The organism is Paenibacillus sp. PAMC 26794, assembly GCF_000316035.1.
Lineage (GTDB): Bacteria > Bacillota > Bacilli > Paenibacillales > Paenibacillaceae > Paenibacillus.
Map to the genome: position 1 here is coordinate 381,193 of NZ_ANHX01000004.1, position 25,402 is coordinate 406,594.

Annotated in this window: 22 protein-coding genes; 21 read left to right on the plus strand and 1 reads right to left on the minus strand. The window is 48.4% G+C overall.

Going from position 1 to position 25,402, the window contains the following annotated elements; genetic code table 11:
* The first annotated feature begins 188 nt into the window (after positions 1-188).
* The 19 genes from D829_RS0103440 (at position 189) to spoVM (ending at position 21,673) form a co-directional block, all read left to right on the plus strand.
* Entirely contained in the window at positions 189-3,047 is a 2,859-nt protein-coding gene (locus tag D829_RS0103440; RefSeq protein ID WP_017687441.1) for a calcium-translocating P-type ATPase, SERCA-type, read from the plus strand.
* Positions 3,048-3,229: 182 nt separating this feature from the next.
* Positions 3,230-4,063, plus strand: coding sequence for a diaminopimelate epimerase (gene dapF / locus D829_RS0103445; protein ID WP_026080982.1), 834 nt, complete (start codon positions 3,230-3,232; stop codon positions 4,061-4,063).
* A gap of 139 nt (positions 4,064-4,202) precedes the next feature.
* Positions 4,203-6,092, plus strand: coding sequence for a bifunctional homocysteine S-methyltransferase/methylenetetrahydrofolate reductase (locus D829_RS0103450; protein WP_017687443.1), 1,890 nt, complete (start codon positions 4,203-4,205; stop codon positions 6,090-6,092).
* A gap of 19 nt (positions 6,093-6,111) precedes the next feature.
* A complete protein-coding gene (locus tag D829_RS0103455) occupies positions 6,112-7,011 on the plus strand; it encodes a YicC/YloC family endoribonuclease (protein WP_017687444.1) in 900 nt (299 codons plus the stop codon).
* 51 nt (positions 7,012-7,062) lie between these two features.
* On the plus strand, positions 7,063-7,323 hold the full coding sequence (locus tag D829_RS0103460; protein WP_006209218.1) for a DUF370 domain-containing protein: 261 nt from the start codon (positions 7,063-7,065) through the stop codon (positions 7,321-7,323).
* A gap of 13 nt (positions 7,324-7,336) precedes the next feature.
* Entirely contained in the window at positions 7,337-7,909 is a 573-nt protein-coding gene (gmk, locus tag D829_RS0103465) for a guanylate kinase (protein ID WP_017687445.1), read from the plus strand.
* 157 nt (positions 7,910-8,066) lie between these two features.
* Positions 8,067-8,279 (plus strand): DNA-directed RNA polymerase subunit omega, encoded by a 213-nt coding sequence (gene rpoZ / locus D829_RS0103470; protein ID WP_017687446.1) that lies wholly within the window; start codon positions 8,067-8,069, stop codon positions 8,277-8,279.
* A gap of 135 nt (positions 8,280-8,414) precedes the next feature.
* On the plus strand, positions 8,415-9,650 hold the full coding sequence (gene coaBC / locus D829_RS0103475; RefSeq protein ID WP_017687447.1) for a bifunctional phosphopantothenoylcysteine decarboxylase/phosphopantothenate--cysteine ligase CoaBC: 1,236 nt from the start codon (positions 8,415-8,417) through the stop codon (positions 9,648-9,650).
* A 3-nt stretch (positions 9,651-9,653) separates the two neighbouring features.
* On the plus strand, positions 9,654-12,203 hold the full coding sequence (gene priA / locus D829_RS0103480; protein ID WP_017687448.1) for a primosomal protein N': 2,550 nt from the start codon (positions 9,654-9,656) through the stop codon (positions 12,201-12,203).
* A 116-nt stretch (positions 12,204-12,319) separates the two neighbouring features.
* Positions 12,320-12,808 (plus strand): peptide deformylase, encoded by a 489-nt coding sequence (def, locus tag D829_RS0103485; protein ID WP_017687449.1) that lies wholly within the window; start codon positions 12,320-12,322, stop codon positions 12,806-12,808.
* Between the two features lie 12 nt (positions 12,809-12,820).
* Positions 12,821-13,774: a methionyl-tRNA formyltransferase gene (gene fmt / locus D829_RS0103490; RefSeq protein ID WP_017687450.1), complete on the plus strand. Its 954-nt coding sequence runs from the start codon at positions 12,821-12,823 to the stop codon at positions 13,772-13,774.
* Positions 13,771-15,273: a 16S rRNA (cytosine(967)-C(5))-methyltransferase RsmB gene (rsmB, locus tag D829_RS0103495; protein WP_017687451.1), complete on the plus strand. Its 1,503-nt coding sequence runs from the start codon at positions 13,771-13,773 to the stop codon at positions 15,271-15,273. Before fmt ends, rsmB begins: the two co-directional genes overlap by 4 nt.
* A 234-nt stretch (positions 15,274-15,507) precedes the next feature.
* Complete coding sequence (gene rlmN, locus D829_RS0103500) at positions 15,508-16,548, plus strand: 23S rRNA (adenine(2503)-C(2))-methyltransferase RlmN (RefSeq protein WP_017687452.1); 1,041 nt, start codon at positions 15,508-15,510, stop codon at positions 16,546-16,548.
* 7 nt (positions 16,549-16,555) lie between these two features.
* Entirely contained in the window at positions 16,556-17,332 is a 777-nt protein-coding gene (locus D829_RS0103505; protein WP_017687453.1) for a Stp1/IreP family PP2C-type Ser/Thr phosphatase, read from the plus strand.
* Positions 17,329-19,539: a Stk1 family PASTA domain-containing Ser/Thr kinase gene (gene pknB, locus D829_RS0103510; RefSeq protein WP_017687454.1), complete on the plus strand. Its 2,211-nt coding sequence runs from the start codon at positions 17,329-17,331 to the stop codon at positions 19,537-19,539. Before D829_RS0103505 ends, pknB begins: the two co-directional genes overlap by 4 nt.
* Positions 19,540-19,600: 61 nt before the next feature.
* A complete protein-coding gene (gene rsgA, locus D829_RS0103515) occupies positions 19,601-20,509 on the plus strand; it encodes a ribosome small subunit-dependent GTPase A (RefSeq protein ID WP_017687455.1) in 909 nt (302 codons plus the stop codon).
* A gap of 1 nt (position 20,510) precedes the next feature.
* Positions 20,511-21,170 (plus strand): ribulose-phosphate 3-epimerase, encoded by a 660-nt coding sequence (rpe, locus tag D829_RS0103520; RefSeq protein WP_017687456.1) that lies wholly within the window; start codon positions 20,511-20,513, stop codon positions 21,168-21,170.
* Between the two features lie 3 nt (positions 21,171-21,173).
* Positions 21,174-21,425: a hypothetical protein gene (locus D829_RS0103525; RefSeq protein WP_017687457.1), complete on the plus strand. Its 252-nt coding sequence runs from the start codon at positions 21,174-21,176 to the stop codon at positions 21,423-21,425.
* Between the two features lie 167 nt (positions 21,426-21,592).
* The gene (spoVM, locus tag D829_RS30315) at positions 21,593-21,673 is read left to right on the plus strand and encodes a stage V sporulation protein SpoVM (RefSeq protein ID WP_017687458.1); all 81 of its coding nucleotides are present in this window, start codon (positions 21,593-21,595) and stop codon (positions 21,671-21,673) included.
* Positions 21,674-21,867: 194 nt separating this feature from the next.
* On the opposite strand, the gene rpmB is transcribed toward spoVM, so the two are convergent.
* Entirely contained in the window at positions 21,868-22,056 is a 189-nt protein-coding gene (gene rpmB / locus D829_RS0103535; protein WP_017687459.1) for a 50S ribosomal protein L28, read from the minus strand.
* Positions 22,057-22,694: 638 nt separating this feature from the next.
* Here rpmB and D829_RS0103540 point away from each other — a divergent pair.
* Both D829_RS0103540 and D829_RS0103545 read left to right on the plus strand, forming a co-directional pair.
* The gene (locus D829_RS0103540; protein WP_017687460.1) at positions 22,695-24,506 is read left to right on the plus strand and encodes a DAK2 domain-containing protein; all 1,812 of its coding nucleotides are present in this window, start codon (positions 22,695-22,697) and stop codon (positions 24,504-24,506) included.
* 28 nt (positions 24,507-24,534) lie between these two features.
* A complete protein-coding gene (locus D829_RS0103545) occupies positions 24,535-25,398 on the plus strand; it encodes a DegV family protein (protein WP_017687461.1) in 864 nt (287 codons plus the stop codon).
* The last annotated feature ends 4 nt before the right edge of the window (positions 25,399-25,402 follow it).

The window sequence follows — 25,402 nt, forward strand, 5'->3', positions numbered from 1 at the left end:
TTTTATTTTAGCCTATTCTGTCCATCAGGGAAAGGATTCACCTTCCGGGTGCTAATCACAGACCTGTCCGAATACATATAGAGCAGGTAGTTTGTCCGGCATAGTGTACAGCCTGTCGACCAGCGCGCCGGTGAGTCATGTGAGCTTATTTTGCAGATGAAATACAGACTGGGAGGGAAACTTGAAGCATGGAACATACCAAGTGGCATCAACTTAGTGATGAAGAGCTTCGTAACACTCTTGGCGTCAGCCCGCAGGAAGGATTGACGGATGAAGCTGTAGCAGAGAAGAGGAATGCTGTCGGTTCTAATGAGCTGAGCGAGGGGAAACGCATTTCTCCCATTACATTGCTCTTGAATCAGTTCAAGGATTTTATGGTGCTGGTGTTGATGGGAGCAACGTTGGTATCCGGATTACTGGGTGAGTATCTGGATGCGGTAACGATTGTGGCTATTATCGTACTGAATGCGATTCTGGGGTTTGTACAGGAATTCCGGGCTGAACGATCTCTTCGTGCATTGAAACAGTTGTCCGCACCTCTCGCCAAAGTGCTTCGATCGGGTCAGGAAGTGCATCTTGCTGCCACACAGCTCGTGCCCGGGGATATTGTCATGGTAGAGAGTGGGGATCGTATACCTGCTGATGTGCGCTGGCTGCAAACGAACAGTCTGGATGTCGAGGAGTCGGCCCTTACCGGGGAATCGGTTCCCGTAAGCAAACATTGCCTTCCGATTGCTGATGAAGACGTTCCGCTTGGTGATCAGAAGAACATTGGTTTTATGGGTACCATGGTCACTCGTGGTACAGCCAAAGGGGTGGTTATCCGTACGGGGATGGAGACGGAGATGGGCAAAATCGCCGATCTGATCCAGAATACGGAGGAGCAAGAAACACCGTTACAGCACAGGCTGGAACAACTGGGCAAAATTCTGATTTTTGTCGCATTGGGATTAACCATTATGGTTGTCGTCGCCGGGATATTACACGGACAACCAGCCGTTGGCATGTTTCTGGCAGGGGTCAGCCTCGCGGTGGCCGCCATACCGGAGGGCCTGCCTGCGATTGTAACCATTGCACTTGCACTTGGTGTGCAGCGAATGATCAAGCGTAAAGCCATTGTGCGCAAGCTGCCCTCTGTTGAAACCCTTGGCTGTGCGTCCGTGATTTGCTCGGATAAGACAGGCACGCTCACGCAGAACAAGATGACGGTTACGGATGTGTGGCTTGAGGGCCGCAGCATCAAAGTTACCGGAGATGGTTATGCTCCCGAAGGACAGATGCTGGAGAACGGTCGTATGGTGGAGCTGAAGAGTGACCAAACGTTACGCAGAATGCTCCAGATCAGCGCGCTATGTAACAATGCCAGTATTGTTGAGAGTGTTGTAAACGAGACAGGTAATAAGAAAAAAGGAAAAGATAACAAAAAGGACGGCAAGAAAAACACGAAAAAAGGTGACCTCCAAGAAGAAACCGTTCAACGAGATAATGTATTCTGGGAGCTGAAGGGTGATCCGACGGAAGGGGCACTGGTCACACTGGCCTCCAAAATGGGGCTTACTCCTGCCGGACTCAAAGAGTTGTATGCCCGCCAGCAGGAATTCCCGTTTGACTCGGAGCGAAAACGCATGTCGGTTCTGGTTCATCATCAGGGGGGCCGAATGATCTACACCAAAGGTGCCCCCGATGTGTTGATCGGACACTGCAGTTATATTTTGTGGGAAGGAAAGGTCGTGCCCTTCACTGGAACACTGCGGCAGAAAGTGATGGCAGCTAACGAGAGCATGGCCGGAGCAGCACTGCGTGTCCTCGGAATGGCCTACCGTGAAGTGCGGCCGGAAGAAAAAGTGGCAGACGAACATGCCGCCGAAAGTCAGCTTGTATTCGTAGGACTTGCAGGTATGATTGATCCGCCGCGTCGTGAAGTGCGAGATGCGATTGCCACATGCCGCAAAGCGGGCATTCGTACCGTCATGATCACAGGTGATCATGGAACAACGGCAGAAGCCATTGCGCATCAGCTGGGGATTCTTCCACGTGGAGGCGCCTCGCTAAGTGGTCAGCAACTGGCAGGCATGACAGACGACCAACTGGATAAACAGGTAGAGGGCATCTACGTATTCTCAAGAGTGTCTCCTGAACACAAGCTTCGCATCGTGAAATCGTTACAGCGCAAAGGGCATGTCGTTGCCATGACGGGCGATGGAGTGAATGATGCTCCGGCCATTAAAGCGGCTGATATCGGGATCGCGATGGGCATTACAGGAACAGATGTCACGAAGGAAGCTTCGGCGCTTATTCTGAGTGATGATAACTTTTCAACGATTGTGGCTGCCATTGAAGAAGGCCGTAATATTTATGAGAACATTCGCAAATTTATCCGTTATTTGCTGGCATCAAACGTGGGCGAAATATTGACGATGTTCTTTGCAATGATGATGGGCCTGCCGCTACCACTCGTACCTATTCAGATTCTGTGGGTTAACCTCGTAACGGATGGTTTGCCTGCAATGGCGCTGGGGGTAGATCAGCCTGAGAAAGATTTGATGGAACACAAACCCCGTGGCGCCAAGGAAAACATTTTTGCCCGCAGACTGGGGTGGAAAATCGTCAGCCGGGGTGTGTTGATTGGATTATGTACACTCGGAGCATTCTGGCTTACCCTTCAGGCTGCACCGGATAATCCGGGGCAACTGATCAAGGCACAGTCTGTAGCTTTTGCTACACTCGTTTTGGCGCAGCTTATTCATGTCTTTGATTGCCGTAGTTCGCGGTCCATCTTCCACCGGAATCCTTTACAGAACAAATATCTGGTTCTTGCGGTGATTTCATCGGTTGTACTGATGCTGGTTGTCATGTACGTTGAACCGTTGCAGCCGATCTTCAAAACCGTACCTCTGGGATTGCGTGAATGGGCGATCTGTATCGTTGCTGCGGGCATTCCAACGTTCCTTATGGGCGCAGGCAGCGTCTGGGGTGGTCGTCGTAATCGCCGCCGTATGGGTGGTACTGGCCGCTTCGTACCGAAAAGTACAAAGTTTTCGGCATAAAATCAATACCTTTTCCTTACCTATTTCGGTATGCTATCCTCAAAATGATTCAAAGCGGAAGCTTTGGCATTTTGCTGGATAGCTTTTTTGTGTAAATGTTGAATATGAATTTCTATGGTAATCCTGTAGAAGAGCAAGAATATAGCTTTGGCAGCAGACTGCCAAAAGGAGTGGGCAAGATTATGGAATTTACGAAAATGCATGGACTTGGTAACGATTTTATCGTTGTATTTGGTGAAAAGGAGCTTCCGGCAGATGCAGCAGAATTGGCTGTGAAATGGTGCAACCGTTTCTTTGGCATCGGTGCGGACGGCCTGGTTTATATACTGCCTTCAGAGAAGGCGGACTTTCAGATGCGCATCATGAATTCGGACGGTTCGGAAGCAGAGCAGTGTGGGAATGCCATTCGCTGTGTATCCAAATATGTATACGATCATGGTCACGTGAACCAGGAGCAGATCACTATTGAAACGATTGGTGCAGGGGTACAACCTGTGAGTCTCAACATTCGTGATGGTAAAGTGGAAACGGTACGTGTGGATATGGGTGAGCCGATCCTGAACGGTCTTCAAGTGCCTACAAAGGTAGATGCCAACCCAGTGGTTGATCACTACATTGAAGCAAATGGACATGCGTTCAAATTCACTGCCGTATCCATGGGTAACCCGCATGCGGTTATCTATGTAGATGATGCTGTTAATTTTGACCTCACAACTTGGGGCCCACTTCTTGAAGTGCACCCGATGTTTCCGAAAAAAATCAATGTGGAATTCGCCACAGTTCGTGACCGTGGATATGTGGACATGCGTGTATGGGAACGCGGAGCAGGTCCAACACTTGCTTGTGGAACCGGAGCTTGTGCAACACTGGTATCCTCTGTCCTGAATGGACATACAGATCGTACAGCAGTCATCAGCCTCAAGGGTGGAGATCTCCACATTGAGTGGAATGAAGCTGACAATCATGTGTACATGACTGGACCTGCTGAAGTTGTTTTTAAAGGAATCACTTCATAAAAAGTGGAAGGTTTAACCAAAGAGGCCTGCGGGCCTCTTTTTTTAATCTGCATCAAAAACCTGTGTTTTTCTTCGTTTTTTAGCGTTTTTTGTGTTACATTAGTATGAAAATGATCACAGCTAGGCGGGGGGAAATGGGATGAAGGCGGATTTGCGCAAAGTTATGCAGGAACGGGTTCTCGTTGGAGATGGGGCCATGGGAACATTTCTGTACCAAATGGGGTTCCCGGTAGGGATTTCATATGAAGAATTAAACTTGATTTCACCTGAAGTGGTGGCGGATGTACATCGCCGTTATCGGGATGCAGGTACAGAAATATTTGAAACGAATACGTATTCTGCCAATTACGACAAGTTGTCCAAGTTTGGTCTGGAGTCCAAGGTGGAGGACGTGAACCGTGCCGGCGTACGCATTGCCAAAGAGGTAGCTGGAGATACCGGTTATGTGCTTGGTGCAGTAGGCTCTATTCGCGGCGGCAAGCGGACGAATGTCTCCACAAGTGAACTCAAACGCTTTTATCAACAACAGATCTCTGCACTGCTTGATGAAGGTGTGGATGGCATTCTGCTTGAGACCTTCTATGATATCGAGGAAATGGATATTGCCCTTTTGCAAGCGCGCAAGCTAAGTGATCTGCCCGTGATTGGACAGTTCGCGGTAGAGGATGTAGGACACACACTGGACGGATATACAATGCCTGAAGCCTTCCGGATCATGCGGGAGCAGGGTGCGGACGTAATTGGTTTTAACTGTCGCTCCGGTCCAAACGGAATTATGCGTGCCATGGAAACCGTCTCGGGACGAATTGGCATTCCAATGTCTGTTTACCCGAACGCGGGTGCCGCAGATTATGTGGATGGTCAGTTCCGTTATGGTGCGACTCCGGAGTACTTTGGTCAGACGGCAGTGCAATTTGCTGAACTGGGCGCTCGTATTATCGGCGGTTGCTGTGGTACGACACCTGATCATATTACCGCTATGAAAGAGGCGCTTGCTGACTATGTGCCTTCGCCCATTCTGGAGCCAGATCCGTCAGAATCCAAACCGCGCATCGTGTTGCATGAAAATGTGGATGAGCGTTCCGGACGTGGAGGACAGCCTACAATCGTTGATCTGGTCAAGCAGCGTCACACGGTCATTGTTGAACTTGACCCGCCACGTGACTTGGACATTGCCAAGTTCATGAAAGGTGCCGAGACATTAAAAGCGGCAGGAGCCGATGCCCTGACACTGGCCGATAACTCACTCGCGGTTACACGCATGAGCAACATGGCGCTGGGTCACCTCGTTCAGGATCGCACGGGCCTTCGTCCACTTGTGCACATTGCCTGCCGTGACCGGAACCTAATTGGAACACAGTCCCACATGATGGGTTTTGATGCTCTGGGCATTAATCATGTATTGGCTGTTACAGGAGATCCTGCAAGATTTGGTGATCTGCCGGGTTCAAGCTCGGTATACGATCTGACTTCTTTTGAAATTATACGCATGATCAAACAGTTGAACGATGGAGTGGCTTTCTCAGGTAAACCGCTGAAGCAAAGAGCTGGTTTTGTAATTGGAGCAGCATTTAATCCTAATGTGAAATATTTGGAGAAAGCTGTACAACGTCTGGAGAAGAAAATTGCCTCTGGCGCTGATTACATCATGACACAACCGATCTATGATCCTGAGTTGATTGTAGCAATGCACGAAGCGACCAAACATCTGGATGTGCCTATTTTTGTAGGTGTAATGCCGCTGGCAAGTGGACGGAATGCAGAGTATCTGCACAACGAAGTTCCCGGAATTCAGCTTTCGGATGAAGTGCGTTCCCGTATGGCAGGTCTGGAAGGCGAAGAGGGCCGTGCGATGGGGGTAAAAATTGCCAAGGAACTGCTGGACGTAGCAACAGCGCATTTCAAAGGCATCTATCTCATGACACCGTTTATGTTCTACGGCATGACGGCCGAACTGACTCAATACGTATGGGAGAAGTCGGAGCATCAATGTCCTACTTGTTTCAACCCTAATAATCAATTACAATAGTAAAACGGATGTGATGCCGATGTCATTCAGTATGACCGGATACGGTCAATCCGCCTTTCATTTTGGCGGCTATAAGGTACAATTAGAGATCAAATCTGTTAATCATCGTTATTGCGAAGTGATGATGCGTCTGCCAAGAGAGTGGACGTATTATGAAGACGGTTTGAGGAAGATCGTACAGAGTCGTTTGAAACGTGGGCGGATTGATGTTTATGTAATGAAAGAAAAAGAGGAAGACCAGGCTCTTCCCGCTGTTCTGAATGAACAGACGGTCAGGGCCTATCTGCAGGCTGCAGAGCAACTGGAGACCCAATATGGAATGCAGGGCAAACCAAGTATTGTGGATATGCTTGGGCTGCCGGACGTCATGTTTCATTCGGATGGGACAAGTTCCATTCCCGAAGAGCAGAAGGACGAATGGGAGCGAGTTCTGCAAGAAGGATTGAAAGAGGCTCTGTCCAGCCTTGAACAGATGCGCGCTCGCGAGGGTCTTCATCTGGCCAGTGATCTGGAACGGCGGATTACCCGTCTGGAGTCACTGCATACCGAGATGCTTGATCTTGCACCGACTGTGGTAAGTGATCACCGCAACAAGCTAAGACAGAGGCTTACGGAAATGCAGGAAGAAGGCTCTTTCCCTTTTGATGAGCATAAATTGGGTATGGAAATTGCAATGTTTGCCGATCGTTCTAACATAGAAGAGGAGCTTACGCGTCTACAGAGTCACTTTGGACAGAGCAGGGAACTGCTGAAGAGTGATGAGCCCGTAGGTCGTAAGTTGGACTTTCTAATTCAAGAGATGAATCGGGAAGTCAATACGATTGGATCAAAAGCCAACCATTTGGCTCTGGTGAATCGTGTTGTCGAGATGAAGGCGGAGCTGGAGAAGATTCGTGAGCAAGCTGCGAATATCGAATGAACGGCCAAATTTCGGCAAAAGAGTCGCATGTATAGGGGGAAGAACCTGATTATGGCAATCAAACTCATTAACATTGGATTCGGTAACATCGTATCGGCGAACCGGATTATATCCATCGTGAGTCCGGAATCGGCGCCGATCAAGAGAATTATACAAGAGGCAAGAGATCGTCACATGCTGATTGATGCAACGTACGGAAGACGTACTCGTGCCGTAATTATTACGGATAGCGATCATGTCATTCTGTCTGCAGTTCAGCCTGAGACGGTCGCCCATCGTCTTTCTTCGAAAGATGATGATAACGACGAATAAAATGGAGTGTAATATGTCTAAGGGATTACTGGTAGTGTTGTCCGGCCCATCTGGGGTCGGGAAGGGTACTGTATGCAGCGCTTTGCGCAAACGGGTGCCGGAATTGATCTATTCCGTATCGGCGACAACCCGTCAGCCTCGTCTTGGTGAAGAACATGGTGTGAACTATTTCTTCAGAAGTCATGAAGAGTTCCAGAACATGATTGCTGAAGATCAATTGTTGGAACATGCGGAGTATGTTGGTAATTATTACGGAACACCGCGTGATTTCGTGGAGAAAACGATTAACGAAGGCCGCGACATCATTCTGGAGATTGAGGTTCAAGGCGCGTTAAAAGTGAAAGAGAAATTCCCGGAAGGCATCTTTGTTTTCCTGCTTCCTCCTTCATTGGACGAGCTGAAAGATCGCATTCAGGGCCGTGGTACGGAAAGCCAGGCAACCATCGATCACCGGATGTCCGTAGCGGTGGATGAGATCAGTCTGCTGGAGCAGTATGATTACGCTGTTGTGAATGATGAAATTGATTTGGCGTGCAAGAGAATAGAAAGCATCATAATCGCCGAACATTGTAAGATCAATAAATAATCTCTTTTGCCGCTGCAGAATGCGATATAAGTGGGGCAGTTGTCATATCATGTACTGAAGCAGCCCATCTCGGACTGCTCGAATGTGCAGACATGTCACATCAGTTCTGTCAGGCGGCAACTTGTGATTATACTAATGCGAAGAGGTGTTTGTTAATATGCTGTATCCTTCTATTGATGAAATGATGAACAAAGTCGACAGCAAGTATTCCCTTGTTGTTGCTGCTTCCCGCCGGGCTAGACAGCTACGTGAAGGTGAAAAAACGGATTTAAGAGGTGCGAGATCCCATAAACAAGTGGGCGTTGCACTGGAAGAAATCTATGGAGACCTGCTCATTGTCATCAAAGGACAGGACGAAGAAGAAGAGTAAGCCGCCTGCGGCTGCTCTTCAACTGCATACGGCGTAAGCCGGATTAATTAACAACCGCGAGGTTGTTATTTTTTTACGAATAAGCATATTTTAACGGAATCATTAGACATCGTATAAATATCGGGGGAAATAACCATGTTGAACGGTAAAAAAATCGTGCTTGGTGTGACTGGCGGCATAGCCGCTTACAAAGCGGCAACATTATGCAGCAGACTGGTGCAAAAGGGAGCGGATGTTCATGTGATCATGACAGCTTCCGCTACACAGTTTATTACCGAATTGACGCTGCAAACGTTGACCCGAAACACCGTATATACCGATACATTTGATGAGCGTGAACCAGCAGTCGTATCTCATATTCATCTGGCCGATCTGGCTGATCTTGTTCTGGTTGCTCCGGCTACAGCCAATGTGATTGCCAAGATGGCGCATGGCATGGCAGATGATATGCTCTCAACGACTCTTCTTGCTACGACTGCCCCTGTCATGATTGCTCCGGCCATGAATGTTCATATGTATGATCATCCGGCTGTTCAACATAATATGAATTTGCTTGCTGAACGAGGCACCTTGATGATTGAACCGGGTGAAGGACAACTGGCATGTGGATATGTGGGCAAGGGACGTCTGGAAGAACCGGAGAGCATTGTGGATGTGGTGGAACGTTTCTTTGAACAGCGAGAATCTGCAGACATTAGTCGGCAGGGACAAGCTTCATTGTTACAAGGCAAGAAGGTTGTCGTTACGGCTGGAGGTACGATTGAGCGCATTGATCCAGTACGATACATTACGAACGATTCATCTGGCAAAATGGGATTTGCCATAGCCGCAGCTGCGCGTGATCTGGGGGCAGATGTGAAATTGGTTATGGGCAGTACCCAAGCCAAGCCACCGGAGAACGTTGAGTTGATCCCTGTACAATCTGCACAGGATATGTATGAAGCTGTAACACGCGAGTGGCATGACGCAGATATCGTGGTTAAGGCGGCGGCTGTTGCCGATTATCGCCCAAAGGAAGTTTACACCGAGAAAATCAAGAAGAAAGGCGACACGTTGTCGCTCGAACTTGTTAAAAATATAGATATTCTTGAAACGCTGGGCAAACAGAAGACCCATCAGTTTTTGATTGGTTTTGCTGCGGAGACTCAGTCCGTTGAGATGTATGCACGTGAGAAATTAGAACGGAAAAACTGTGATCTGATCGTAGCCAATGATGTAACCCGCACGGGTGCAGGATTTGGAACAGACACCAACGCGGTACATATCTATGACCGGGAAGGTTTGGTGGAGGAGCTTCCATTGATAGCCAAGGACGATGTGGCTCATCGGTTGCTCCGGATTGCGGCGGAGCGCATTGCCGGGAGGAATTAGGATATGGAGATTGCCAAGGTCATAGTCGATGTTCCCGTGAAGGAAACAGACCGGCCGTTTGATTACCTGGTACCTGAATCGATGAGGGAATGGATCGAGATTGGCAGCCGGGTGGGTGTACCTTTTGGTCATCGGACGGTGCAGGGATTCGTGATTGATCTTGTGCCGCGTACCGGAGAGGAATCATTCAAGCTTAAGCAGATTCAGGAGTTGCTGGACATTGTTCCCCCGTTGTCAAAGGATTTGGTTGAGTTGGCCGAATGGATGAGTGGACGTTATGCCAGTAACCGGATTTTGTCATTGCAGGTCATGGTGCCGACGGCATTGAAAGGGAAAGCAGAGCGATACATCTCGCTGGGAGATGCACTTGATGGACAGATGGCGGGTGCACAACCGGATGATGAGGTGTTATTTGTTTGGGGAGAAGAGTCTACGACCGAGAAGGTACAGCAGGATATCATCCGTTTTGTCAAAAGTCGGGGTCAGGTACCGCTGCAACAACTGAGTCGAAAATATCCCAATCATGCTGCACTAATTAAGAAATTATTGCTTGGTGGCGTACTGCTGGAGAGTCAGGCCATCAAGGACAAGTTGAATAAAAAAACGATGAAGTCCGTTGATCTGGCTGTAGATATTGCTGCTGCTCAGGAAGCACTTGCTTCATTCCCGGCGAAAGCACAGCGGCAGAAGGAGATTCTGGCTTTTTTGCTGGAAATGAAAGAACTGCTGCCCATGCCGATGAAAGAAGTGTTATCTACACTACAGGTATCCGCCGCAACGATTAAGGGTCTTGAGGAAAAGGGACTGATCGTCACCGAGGACGTTGAGGTCTTCCGTGACCCTTATCAGGGCAGGAAGTTCAAAGCGACTGAACCGCTTGTTCTGACCGATGAGCAAAAACTTGTCTACGACAATATCAATGGCCGATTGCAGGAACAACGCCATGGGGTATTCTTGCTACATGGTGTTACGGGAAGTGGCAAGACGGAAGTCTACCTTCAAACCATTCAACAATGCATCGAGCAGGATCGGCAAGCTATCGTTCTGGTGCCCGAGATTGCACTCACACCACAGATGGTAGAACGTTTTAAAGGGAGATTTGGGGACCAAGTTGCTGTTATGCACAGTCGTCTGTCTGGCGGTGAACGTTATGATGAATGGCGCAAGATTCGTGAGGGTCAGGTGAAGGTTGCAATTGGGGCACGTTCAGCTGTATTTGCTCCATTCAGTCGGCTTGGGTTGATCATTATGGATGAGGAACATGAGACTTCCTACAAACAGGAGGAAACTCCGAAATATCATGCTCGGGATGTAGCGGTAAAAAGAGCACAGCAGCATCAGGCCGTGGTTGTTCTGGGTTCAGCGACACCTTCGCTGGAAAGTTATTATGCTTCACGCTCGCAGAGTAATGATGATTTTGCACCACTCTTACTGGAGATGCCAACACGGGCACTGGGTAACAAGTTGCCTGAAGTACGAATTGTTGACATGCGTGAAGAGTTGAAGGATGGCAACCGCTCCATGTTCAGCAGGGCTTTGCACAAAGGGCTGGAGGAGCGCTTGGAACGTGGTGAACAAACGGTGCTTCTGCTGAATCGCCGTGGATATTCAACCTTTGTCATGTGCCGAAGTTGTGGATATGTGGCAGGCTGTCCCGAATGTGATATTTCATTAACGTATCATCAGCGCTCGAATAATCTCCGCTGTCATTACTGCGGGTATGCGGAAGCGGCACCGGAAGTGTGTCCGGATTGTGGAAGTGAGCATATTCGGTACTTTGGTACAGGTACACAGCGAGTCGAGGAAGAGCTTGCCAAGCTCTTTCCGGGTATTAGGGTCATACGAATGGATGTGGATACAACAACGGAAAAAGGGGCTCACGAGAAGCTGCTGAAACAGTTTCGTGAGAAAAAGGCGGATGTATTGCTCGGCACCCAGATGGTTGCGAAGGGACTTGATTTCCCAGATGTAACCCTGGTTGGTGTGATAACAGCGGATTCAGCGTTGAATTTACCTGATTTCCGTGCTGCGGAAAAAACGTTTCAGTTGCTAACACAGGTAGCTGGCCGAGCTGGTCGGCACCAATTGCCTGGTGAGGTGTTTGTTCAGTCCTATACGCCGGAGCACTACTCCATTGGCCATGCGAGTCAGCATGACTACGTGTCGTTTGTACGTGAGGAATTGCTGCATCGTCGCAATTTGCAATATCCGCCTTACTGTCGCCTGATTCTGGTGACCTTTTCGCATGAGCAACTTCCGGTATTGATTCGTCTTGCCGAGAACTATACGCGGATACTGAAAGAGAAGGCTAATGCGGCCGGATGGCTCGGCAGTCTGGATCGATTCAGCAATGATGCCTTTGATGTACTAGGGCCGGTAGCGTCTCCGATTCCTCGGATCAAGAATAGATACAGATTCCAATGTATGATAAAATGGCGGGGGGATGTAGACGCCATAGGACTCGCTCTGGCTACGGCCCGGCGCATGGACGATGATGTTCAGGCGCAAAAATTGCTTATTAGTCTGGATGTAGACCCGCAAATGTTAATGTAAGCATTTTGCAGCAATGCGGATGTAAACAAGCGGTATAAACATAGATTAAAATGAATACCTCAAAAATACAGATATCGTCCTGAAATTATGATGAGGATTAGGAAGGTGCTTACAACATGTCGATTCGCATTATCGTGCAAGAACCAGATGAGGTGCTCCACAAGAGAGCCAAAGAAGTAACCAAAATTACACCAAATGTACAAAAATTGCTGGATGATATGGCTGATACCATGTACGATGCGGAAGGTGTAGGTCTTGCTGCGCCGCAGGTTGGCATTTTGAAACGTCTGATTGTTATCGACGCAGGTGATGAGCAAGGGCTGATCAAGATGATTAACCCGGAGATCATTGCAAGTGAGGGAGAACAATTTGGACCGGAAGGTTGTCTGAGTATCCCTGGAATTAATGGTGATGTTCGCCGTTTCGAGACCGTTACGGTTAAAGGTCTGGATCGTGAAGGCAAAGAGTTGATTATTACGGGTAGTGGCTTGCTGTCCCGTGCATTCCAGCATGAGATTGATCATCTGGATGGCGTACTCTTTACGGATGTCGCCGAGAAAGTGTACGAAATTGCAGCCGATCAAACGGGACCGCGTCGTAATTAAGGAGTGATCGATTTGAATATTGTTTTTATGGGAACACCTGAATTTGCAGTTCCTTCTCTCGATATGCTGATGTCAGAGGGATACAATGTGGTGGGTGTGGTGACTCAGCCTGATAAACCACAGGGACGCAAAAAAGTACTTACGCCAACACCGGTTAAGGCCGCGGCAGAACGCCACGGTCTGCCGGTGTTTCAACCTGTTAAATTGCGTGATCCGGAAGCCGTAGCCCGCTTGGCTGAATGGAAGCCGGATCTGATCGTGACTGCGGCTTTTGGTCAGATTCTGCCCAAAGCCGTACTGGATATGCCTGTTCGCGGTTGTGTGAACGTGCACGGCTCTCTTTTGCCGAAATATCGCGGAGGAGCCCCGATCCAGCGTTCTATTATTAACGGGGAATCCGTGACAGGAGTCACATTGATGTATATGGCTGAAGGCCTGGATACCGGAGATATGATCTCGCGTGTGGAACTGCCGATTACGGATGAAGATACATCAGGATCGATGTTTGATAAATTAAGTGAGGCTGGTTCCAAACTGCTTCAGGCAGAAATGCCACGATTGATTGCAGGCGAGACAACGGCGGTCCCTCAGGATGATGCCGAGGCTTCGTATGCTCGCAATCTGACTCGGGATGACGAGAAAATGGACTGGAGTCGTACTTCACGCGAACTGTTCAATCAGATTCGTGGTCTTGTGCCGTTCTCCGGTGCATTTACGATGTGGGATGATCAGGTCTTCAAAGTCTGGGCTGCGGCTAACCCCGATCAGGTGGATCTGGCAACTTCTTCGGATGCTGGACAAGCAGAGCCGGGAACCGTGCTGCAATTGAACAAGGCAGGGATTGAAGTCTGCACAGGGAATGGGTCTCTCTGGTTGACTGAAGTACAGCCTGCAGGCAAAAAGGTGATGCAGGCCGCTGACTTTGCTCGCGGTGGTACACTGAAACCTGGAACGGTGCTGCGATGAGCGGTAACACACCAGGTCGTTCGTCAGGAAAAGGCCAGAAAGCTACTGGAAATTCATCCGGGCGTGAAGGAAACCGTCGTCCGAATTCGGGTAAATCGGGTGGCGCAGGAAATGCTTCCGCAAATGGTGCATCTCGCTCCCAGAAACCCAAAACATCTGCTCGTGCATTGGCAGTCAAGGTTCTGAGTGCTGTTGAGCAAGATGGAGCATACAGTAATCTGGAGTTGAACCGTCGTCTGAAAGAGGCGGATTTAAGCCCCGCAGATGCTGGACTAGCTACCGAATTGGTGTATGGAACAATCGGCAGATTGAATACACTTGATTATTTTCTGGAACGTTACGTCGCCAAAGGAGTATCCAAACTGCAACCATGGGTTCGTAGCCTGCTGCGAATCAGCGTATATCAGATGATATATCTGGATCGTATTCCGGAGCATGCCGTGGTGAGCGAAGCGGTTAATCTGGCGAAGAAACTGGGCCATCAGGGAATCTCGGGTATGGTGAATGGAGTGCTCCGCAATATGATCCGCAATCGGGATGAACTTCGTATTCCAGAACATCTGCCCGTTGCCGAACGTATTTCACTGGAGCATTCCCACCCGTTATGGATGGTTGAACGCTGGATTGCCCAGTACGGCGAAGAGACGGCGGAAGCGATCTGTCGTGCGAATAATGAGCCGCCAGCGGTGAGTGTCCGGGTCAACACAACAATGACCACACGGGAGAAACTGATGCATGAGATGACCAGTACAGGTGCAGTCGTTGTAGCTTCTCAGCTGAGTTCCGATGGAATTCTTGTACGTAGTGGCGGAAACATGGCTCTAACGTCCTGGTATCGGGACGGGTTGTTCTCTATACAGGACGAAAGTTCCATGCTTGTCGCTGAAGCAGTTGCGCCAGAAGTAGACCAACTTGTATTGGATTGCTGCGCAGCTCCAGGTGGTAAAACAGCTCACATGGCTGAGAAAATGCAGGATCGCGGTCGTATTGTCGCTAATGATGTACATGCTCACAAGCGCCAGCTGATCCTGGATCAGGCGGAGCGTCTCGGTCTGAGCTGTATCGATGCTGTAACTGGAGATGCGCTAGACCTGAATGAACGGTACCCTGAAGCGTCGTTTGACCGCATTTTGCTGGATGCACCATGTTCAGGTCTTGGTGTTATTCGCCGCAAGCCTGATGTGAAATGGACCAAAACCGTAGAAGATATCGAAGATATCGCAGGCTTGCAGCGTGAATTGCTTGATCATGTTGCGCCGTTGTTAAAACCAGGTGGTATTCTGGTGTATAGCACTTGTACGATTGAGCCTGCTGAGAATGAGGATATGGTTGCAGACTTCTTGAATCGACATCCGGAATACAGCCCAGCAGAAGCATCCGTCAGGTCTGAATCGGAGAAAGCGAACTTGAAGGTTGTGAACGGTGGTATTCAGATTTTGCCACAATACGCTCACAGTGACGGATTTTTCATCGCACGGTTGACAAAAACAGTGGAATAACAGTTTAATAGAGCACGGAAGTATGACCGCCGAGGGGAACTTCGGCGGATTTCTTTGTGATGGGACTTCGATATAATTGTCAGAGAATGTGATGACAGGGTGCGATGGCGGCATTGAGATGTTATAATGCATGAAGTACAGATATCAAGGGTATACATGGATGTAACGTGGTCTTTGTGATAGAATAGGACGAATGGAACGAAAAGAAAAGAAGGAATAGGTGTTGACAACAAAATGAAACCTTTTATATATGATTATTCTCTGGAACAACTGCAGCAATGGGCTGTGGAGAATGGGGAGCCGGCGTTTCGCGGTGGCCAAATCTTTGACTGGATTTATGTAAAACGTGTGAATGATTTCAGTGAAATGACCAATCTGTCCAAGCCATTGCGTGAAAAACTGACAGAGCAATTTGAATTTGTAACACTTAAGGAAATTACCAAGTTTGAATCCAAAGATGGAACGGTTAAATTCCTCTTTGGTCTGCATGATGATCATGCCATTGAGACAGTAATCATGAAGCATAACTACGGGAACAGCATCTGTGTAACCACACAGGTTGGTTGTCGTATTGGTTGTACGTTCTGTGCATCCACATTGGGTGGTCTCAAGCGTAACCTTACGGCTGGTGAGATTGTTGCCCAGGTTGTGCAGGCTCAAAAAATTCTGGATGAACGCAATGAGCGTGTCAGCAGCATCGTGATCATGGGTTCGGGTGAACCTTTCGAAAACTATGAAGCTACGATGACTTTCCTGCGAATTATGATTCATGAAAAAGGGCTGAACATCGGTCAGCGTCACATCACGGTATCCACGAGCGGAATCGTTCCGAACATCTACAAGTTTGCAGATGAAGATACACAGATTAACCTCGCCATTTCGATCCATGCACCAAATGATGCACTGCGTTCGAAATTGATGCCGGTTAACCGTCGTTTTCCTTTTGAAGACGTGATGGAGTCCCTTCGTTATTATCTGGCCAAAACAGGTCGGAGAATTACGTTCGAGTATGCACTTATTGGTGGGGTAAACGATCAGCCAGAGCATGCAGCAGAACTGGCAAGTGTGCTTAAGAACATGTTGTGCCACGTGAATCTGATTCCGGTTAACCATGTACCTGAACGCAAATACGTAAGAACATCGAGAAGCGACATTTTCAATTTTCAGAAGATTCTCTCGGAACAGGGTGTTAATGTAACCATTCGTCGTGAACAGGGACATGATATTGCTGCCGCTTGCGGTCAGCTTCGTGCAAAGCATATGGAGTTGAGGTGAGAACGTTTTGATCAAAACAGTTCATGTGAGCCATATCGGACGAGTGCGTTCGGTGAATGAAGATTCAGCTTGGATTCGTAATCTCGATACAGGATATATTCTGGGTATTGTTGCCGATGGCATGGGTGGACATCTTGCAGGGGATACGGCAAGCCGCTTGGCAGTAGAGACGTTGGTGAAAGATCTGGGAACACTGGAACCAGGTCTGTCACATGCGTCTCTGTCTGCGGCTCTCAGCGATGCTATTTTGCATGCCAACGAAGTTATCTTCCGCACGGCATCAACAGATGACAAGTATCACAACATGGGAACAACGGTGGTTGCGGCTTTATTGAACGATACGGAAGGTGTTATTGGACACATCGGTGATAGCAGAGCCTACAAAATTGCGAACAAAGCTGTGATCCAGCTAACCGAGGACCATACACTGGTGAATGAATTGTTCAAAAATGGTCAGATTAGCAAAGAGGATGTGTCCCATCATCCACGTCGCAACGTACTAACTCGTGCGCTTGGAACAGATGCCGAGGTGAAGGTAGATCTGGATACCGTCAAGCTGGAGGAAGGCGAAGTTCTTCTCCTGTGCAGTGATGGTCTCAGTAACCTGGTCAGCAATGAGCAGATTATTCAGGTTGCCGGCAATCTGGAACTGGCATTGGAAGATCGTGCAGACCGACTGCTTCAGTTGGCTTTACTTGCTGGGGGAGACGACAACATCACGCTTGCTTTGTTCGAGTTGCAGAGGGAAGGTTCCGTAGATACGGAAACGGGGTGTGAGTCATGATTGGGCACCAGCTAGGCGGACGCTATGAAGTGATTGAGCGTGTCGGCGGTGGCGGCATGGCTCTTGTGTACAAAGCCCAGGATCTTCTGTTGAACCGGAATGTAGCGATCAAAGTCCTTAGACAACAGTTTGTGCATGACGAAGAGTTTATTCGCCGTTTCCGCAGGGAAGCACAGTCGGCAGCATCGCTGTCTCATCCGAATGTAGTTAGCATTTATGACGTGGGGCAGGAAGATGACGTTCATTATATTGTCATGGAGTACGTGGAAGGCAAAAACCTGAATGAAATTATCAAAGAACGTGCCCCTCTGCAGGTGGACGAATCGGTGCGAATCGCTTCCCAGATTGCAGATGCTCTTGATCATGCACATCATAATCAAATCATTCATCGGGATATCAAACCCCACAATATATTAATTGGCCGGAATGGCCGCGTGAAAGTCACGGATTTCGGGATTGCCCGTGCCGTTACATCTACAACGATTACGCAGACGGGTTCCGTAGTTGGTTCTGTACATTACTTCTCACCGGAGCATGCCAAAGGCATCGTTACTGGTGAAAAATCGGACTTATATTCTCTTGGGATCGTACTTTACCAAATGCTTACCGGGCAACTTCCGTTTCTGGGTGAAAGTCCAATCAGTGTGGCATTGAAGCATTTGCAGGAAGAGTTCGATGAACCACGCAAATTCAATCCATTGATTCCGCAAAGTGTGGAAAATGTCATCTTAAAATCCATGCGTAAAAATCCGCAGGAACGTTATCAGTCGGCTAAAGAAATGCAGACCGATCTGGAAACTTGCCTGATGCCGGAGAGACGTAATGAAACGAAGATTGATTTTCCGGATGAAGATGATATAGACCAGACTCGCGTTATGCCAGCCATCAAGCCTGAACCGCGCGGAGTTACATCGACGGGTGCGGTGCCAGTGATGGAGTCTAACGAAGAAACTGGCAAGGGTAAGGCAAAATCCAAGAGCTGGAAGAAGCCAGCACTACTCATTTCATTAACCGTTCTTATTCTAATCGCCATGGTGGGCGTTGTATGGTATGTCAAGGGTATGTTGGTTGTACCTGAAGTAACCGTGCCTAACGTGATCACCCAGACAGAAGAAAAAGCTCGGGAAATGCTTGAGGAGAAAGGACTCGTCGTCAGTGATGAGGTCATCCGTCTGTACCAGGAAGGTGTCGAACCCGGTATCGTCTATGAACAGAGCAGAAAAGAAGGCGATGTTGTCAAAGAAGGTTCGGAGGTCCAGATTAGTGTTGGTGCAGAAAAAGAACTGGTGAAGATGATTGATGTCAAACAAGAAACTTATGATGAGGCTGTCAAGAAGTTGACTGCGCTTGGCATTAAGGAAGATCAGATTCAGCGGAAAGATGACTTCTCCAATGATGTGGCTTCAGGTTCTGTTATTTCCCAGACGCCGGGTGTGAATGAGGAATTCGATCCTGTGACAGTTCAGATTGAGTTGACCGTAAGTAAAGGCACTGAAACGGTCAAAATGCCTGATCTGAAAGATCTTACCCGCAGTGAAGCCGAAAAAAAACTTAAATCAGCTGGACTTGTGCTTGCTCAGGTGCAGGAAGAATCAAGTTATACGGTGGACCAGGGCAAAGTGACGCAGCAATGGCCTGTGGAAGCGGGCGCCGATGTGAGTCCTGGCGATAAGATTACAATCTTTATCAGTACAGGGTATCCGCCCGAAGCGCTGGAATATCCTTTTAATATCAATGTTTCACCCAAAGAAGAGGGCAAAAACAGTAAAATCCGTATCACATATGAAGACGCGCGTGGCAAGAATCAGGAATGGGGAACACGCACCGTGAACTCAACCCAGACCTTAACCATTCCACTTGTGCTCGCTCCAAATGAAAATGGGGCTGTGTCCGTGTATCGTGATGGACAGTTCCTGGATACGTATCTTGTCTCCTACAGTGAAGCCAAAAACGGAACAGTAAATGTACCTTCCATTGACCCGGAACAAAGCACCCAGACGCCGCCAGAAAATGAGCCTGATCCAGGTGAAGGTAGCGTTGATGAGGGCAGTGTTGACCCCAGTCAGGAAGGTGAACCTGAGTCCACACCGGCAGACGGTGAGGGTGACAGCGTAGATGAAGACACTTCTGCCATGAATAATGGTAAAGGACACGGCAAGGAAAAAGAGAAGAAAAAGGAAGTCATTAACGCATCAAGCCGTCCATAAGGGCGGCTTATGCTGGCGTCTGGAGTAAATGAACCACCATCTAAAGGAGGGCGACGGAGCTATGCCAGAAGGTATCATCGTTAAAGCGCTAAGCGGTTACTATTATGTCATGCCAGTGGAAGACAACGGGGTTCCTTCGGTTGAAGGTTCCGCCGTTCAATGTCGAGCCAGAGGTATCTTCAGAAAGCGGGGAACATCACCGCTTGTAGGTGATCGCGTCAGCTACATGTTGACTGAGAACGGAGAAGGAACGGTTGATGAAATTCGGAAGCGTGAGACGGAACTTATCCGTCCTCCTGTAGCCAATGTAAGTTTGGCTGTTCTCGTGTTCTCTGTGAAGGAACCGGATATGAACCTGAACCTGTTGGACAAGTTCCTTGTTCACATCGAGCAGGCGGGGCTGGATGCACTCATTGTGTTGACCAAACTGGATTTGGCTGATCCAGCCAAAGACACTGTTGCTGAAGTGAAAGCATTGTATGAACAGGTTGGTTATGAAGTGATCTCCACAAGTTCACGTACCGGTGAAGGCAGTGAATTGCTCAGAGACCGTCTGGCTGGTAAGATCAGCGTATTCTCCGGACAATCCGGTGTAGGCAAGTCTTCGATGTTAAATGCATTGATGCCGGGCCTGACGCTGGAGACAAATGCGATCAGCATGCGTCTAGGACGAGGGAAACACACCACCAGGCACGTGGAGCTTATTCCGTTGGATAATGGTGGATTTGTTGCGGATACGCCAGGATTCAGCCAACTGGACTTTCTGGAGATCGGTGTGGAGGAACTCTCCACTTGTTTCCGGGAATTCGCCCAGTTTGCAGATCAGTGCAAATTCCGAGGTTGTACCCATACACATGAACCAGGCTGTCGTGTGCTTGCGGCCAAGGAGGAAGGTCTGATCTCCGAAAGCCGATATCAGCACTATGTGCTGTTCCTGACCGAAATGAAAGATAAGAAGCGGAGGTATTAACATGATTAAAATTGCCCCATCGATATTATCAGCTGATTTTGCCCGCCTTGGTGCGGAAGTTGCAGAAGCCCAAGCTGCAGGAGGAGACTGGATTCATGTTGACGTTATGGACGGTCATTTCGTCCCTAATATTACGCTTGGACCTGCGATTGTGAAAGCAATCGCTCCACATACAAGCTTGCCGCTCGATGTGCATTTGATGATTGAGAATCCTGAGCGTTATGTTGAGGAATTTGCCAAAGCGGGTGCAGCGGTAATTACCGTTCATGCTGAGGCTTGTGTGCATTTACACCGCGTTATTCATCTAATTAAGGAGCAAGGAGTGAAGGCAGGAGTTGCCCTTAATCCAGGAACGCCAGCGTCTGCCATTCTCGAAGTTCTGGATGATGTGGACATGGTTCTTGTTATGACGGTCAATCCTGGATTTGGCGGACAGGCTTTCATCTCGGGTACCATGAACAAAATCAAACAGATTCGTACCTGGTTGAACGAAAAGGGACGCCATGATGTACATATCGAAGTAGATGGCGGGATTGCAGCCGATACAGCTCCACTTGTAGTGGAAGCTGGAGCGGATGTGCTCGTTGCTGGGAGTGCCGTATTTGGCCGTGAGGATCGCGCTGCCGCGATTACTGAAATTCGCCGTAGCTACGGAGGCTGATCTATGACCCTCAAGGAGACACTGTGGACGATGGCTGCGAGTCTCGTGACGGGACTTGTGCTTGCTTTGTTTGCGGTTATTCAATCCCCGTTTAATGCCATTACGTCATTAATCGGGGTAGGCGTTGTTATTATGTATTTCCGCAAATTTGATCGTACCGGACATCGGGTTACTTTTGTCATATTCGGCATACTGTATTATTTACTGAGTGTTTTCATGATCGCTGCCTATCAATATATTCCTTCCCAAACGTAAATGACCTGATCTTCTGGCTTGTCATTGTGGAATAGGGATCGAAGGTTCCGCATAAATATGGTTACATGAGCAGGTTTCTCATGTAGCCTTTTTTGTCGTGTTTGAGGTAAAGAAGGCCTGAAGCATAGGATACGGCGGACGCATGAGCATGATGGGGAGGGTGAATTATGAAATTTTACACATTCAAACTGCCGAAGTTTTTGGGAGGGTTTGTAAAGGCGATTCTTAATACGTTTCAAAAGCACTGATCCGATTGATAAGGTAACAGGGAATACCGCCGCTTTGGCTCAGGCTTATCTGGAATTCGTACCTGCGAAGCGCCATGCGGCGGCCATTCACATGTTAATGAGCGTATTCAAGAATCCCTTTTTTGAATACCAAAAAAGCACCTGCAAGGAACAAGGTGCTTTTTGCTTACCCGATTTATAGTAGCTTTGCGTGATTATACGCGAGTCACTTTACCGGCTTTCAGTGCACGGGTGCTTACGTATACACGTTTTGGTTTGCCGTCAACGAGAATGCGGACCTTCTGAACGTTTACGCCCCAAGTACGACGGTTACGGTTGTTAGCGTGGGATACGTGGTTACCGGTGCCCGGTTTCTTACCTGTCACATAACATTTGCGAGACATAGATTACACCTCCTATCCTAAAATAACCAGTTGCCTTCAGAAACGAAAAGTCATTCCATAAGGACTAAATTGTTCTTCCTGATCATAAAGATCAGGTTTCAGTAGCTAATGGCGTTGTTTAAGCCGGCATGAACCGGATCATTTCCATTACTTAACCTGCATAAAACAATACTTGAATATAATATCATAATTAAAAAAGCTTCGTCAACTGATCCAAAAACTTTATTTATTTCTCCTGTCTAATATAGTACAATGTTGAGTAGTCCATAATACAGTGGTGAACAGGCTGTTGCCGCGAGGAAGTCGGAGAATAAACCGTACTTAGAGGTCGGTGGTCTGCTTTTTTGGCAACGCTGTGAGCTGCGGCATTCCATCATTGGCACCAGTCTCCATGCGGCATTCATGCCGGCTCTTGATACCGGTGCATATCCGTATGCCCCGAAGTTAGGGGTGCAGAGAGTGCAGGATATTGGTAGCCCGGCCGCCCAGACCGTTAATCCGGCTGACATGTTGTATTGTATGCCTGTGCCGGACAAGGTATGGACGAAGAATAACGCAGTCCGCGTTAGCGCATGAACAGACCAGACACATCTTGGTGCAAGGTGTTCGTGTATCAAGCTAGGAAGGGGAATTCTCACTTGAGTATACGTTCTTTAAATGGAACAGATTTCACCGCAATGGTACTTGCCGGAGCGGAACAACTTGGACAGCATGCAGAGCACGTCAATTCCCTGAATGTTTTCCCTGTGCCGGATGGTGACACGGGAACGAACATGAATTTGACAATGAGTGCAGGAGTCGCAGAGATTAAAAGAAAAAGTTCTGCCTCCATCGGCGAAGCTGCCGGTATTCTATCGAAAGGCCTGCTTATGGGCGCACGGGGGAATTCAGGAGTTATTCTGTCGCAATTGTTCCGTGGTTTTAGTCGTTCAGCTGCTCCCTATGAGGAACTGAATACGCTCCAATTTGCAGCAGCCCTGCAGAACGGTGTTGACGCAGCTTACAAAGCAGTCGTAAAGCCCGTTGAAGGGACCATTCTTACCGTAGCCAAGGAAGCGGCGAAACATGCCAACTACTACGCAAGACGGACGAATGATATTACTGAATTAATGAATGAAGTTTTGTTGAAAGCAAAAGAAGCACTGGCAATGACTCCAGAATTACTGCCTGTACTGAAACAGGTTGGTGTTGTGGATTCAGGTGGTCAGGGGCTTGTATATATCTACGAGGGCTTTATGGAAGTATTGCTGCAAAGTGACGGAGGGAGTCGTACTTCGCTGAACAAAGAAGTAACCCCATCCGTGGCAGCATTTGCTTTGAAACCGGCTGCACCGACAGAAGTGGATATCAATAAGCCTGCACAGCAGCAGGTGATTGCACCGGAGATGCCATTGTCTGCTCAGGCGAGATTGGAAACGGAAGATATTGAATTCCTGTATGATATGGAATTTTTCATTAATCGTGAGCTTGGAGAGAACGCAGGAGTGGCATTTGATGATGAAGCATTCCGGAAAGCGTTGTCAGTTAATGGGGATTCGATCATTATCATTGCCGATGATGAAGTCATCAAAGTTCATGTCCATTCCAAGACACCAGGCGATGTATTAAACCTGGCACTGCATTATGGTGAGATTACACAGATTCATATTCTCAATATGCGTGAACAGCATCGGGATCTCCTGACAGCAGGCATGGACATTGCTCCATCACCTGAATTGTTTGCAGAGATTCCACCTGAGGCAGCGCGCAGTATGGAAGAGGCTGTGCTTCCTGCAGATGAGATGGCACCGTATGGTTTTATTGCGGTATCCTCCGGTGACGGTATTGCAGAGATTTTCCAAAGTCTTGGCGTTGATGTTGTTCTGTCCGGTGGACAGACGATGAATCCGAGTACTGAGGATTTTGTGAAAGCCGTTCGTTCCATTGCTGCGGAGCAGGTATTTATACTCCCGAATAACTCGAATATTGTACTGGCTGCGGAGCAGGCTCGTGAATTGCTTGAAGATGAGCGCCGAATTACGGTTATTCCAAGCAAGACCATTCCACAGGGAATGGCTGCTGCCTTTGCTTTCCAGGAAGATGAGTCTGCAGAAACGAACCGTGACCAAATGTTGGAGGCCATCAGCCGGGTACAGTCCGGTCAAGTGACTCATGCGGTTCGTGATACACAATATGATGAATTAGATATTAAGGCGGGGCACTATATCGGTATTCATAACTCCAAAATTGTAGCGACGGATGAAACCATGCTTCAAGCATGTGAAGGTCTGCTCAAACAGATGATGGAGAGTGGAGATGAAGTGGTGACAATCCTTGAAGGGGACGAAGCTGACCCTGAGGTTACTGCTGCCCTCGCTGCATGGCTTGAAGAACAGTATCCGGATGCTGAGGTAGAGGTACATCTTGGAGGACAGCCGGTGTATTATTATCTGTTCTCCGTAGAGTCTTAATAGCACTCTAGCGAAGAGGAGGAGAGTCATGAGCCACAAGGTTGCGATTGTAACAGACAGTACGGCGGATATTCCCGAAGAACTCATTCGCAAATACGGGATTCACATTGTTCCGCTGCGCCTTCTGTTCGGTGAAGAGACCTATGCAGATGGCGTTGATCTGACTTCGGAACAGTTCTACGAAAAGTTGAAGAAGGTATCGGTGTTGCCTACAACTTCACAGCCATCTCCAACCGATTTCATGAATGTGTACCAATCACTTCTTGATGAGAACCCGGAACGCCCGATTGTATCGATCCACCTGTCATCCGGCATGAGTGGTACCTATCAATCGGCCATGCTTGGCAAGTCTTTGCTGGAGCGTGAGGGTGACATCACCGTGCTGGATTCGAAGTCAGCATCGTATGGATACGGTCTAATGGTGGTACAGGCTGCTGAACTTGCCGAACAGGGCAAGTCAGCAGTCGAAATCGCTGCGGCTATTGAAGGGATGCAAAAATCTCGTAAATTGTTCTTTCTCGTGGATACCCTTGAGTATCTGCAAAAAGGCGGCCGGATTGGCAAAGCTTCAGCCATCTTGGGAACGTTGCTTAACATTAAGCCGATCCTGTCTATTGATGAAGAAGGCGTTATCTACGCAGTTGAGAAAGTCAGAGGTCATAAAAAAGCAATGGCACGCATTATTGAGCTGTTCCAGAAGGATCTTGCAGGCAAACGGGTGAACCTGGCTGTAGGTCATACCGCTGACCCGGGATCAGCGATCGCTTGTGCAGAGCAGCTGCGTGGTCATTTTACACTGAATGAAGTGGTCTATACCAATATTGGAGCCGTTGTAGGCAGCCATGTTGGACCTGGTGTCATTGCGATCTTTATGTGGCCTGTTCCGGAATGAGGGA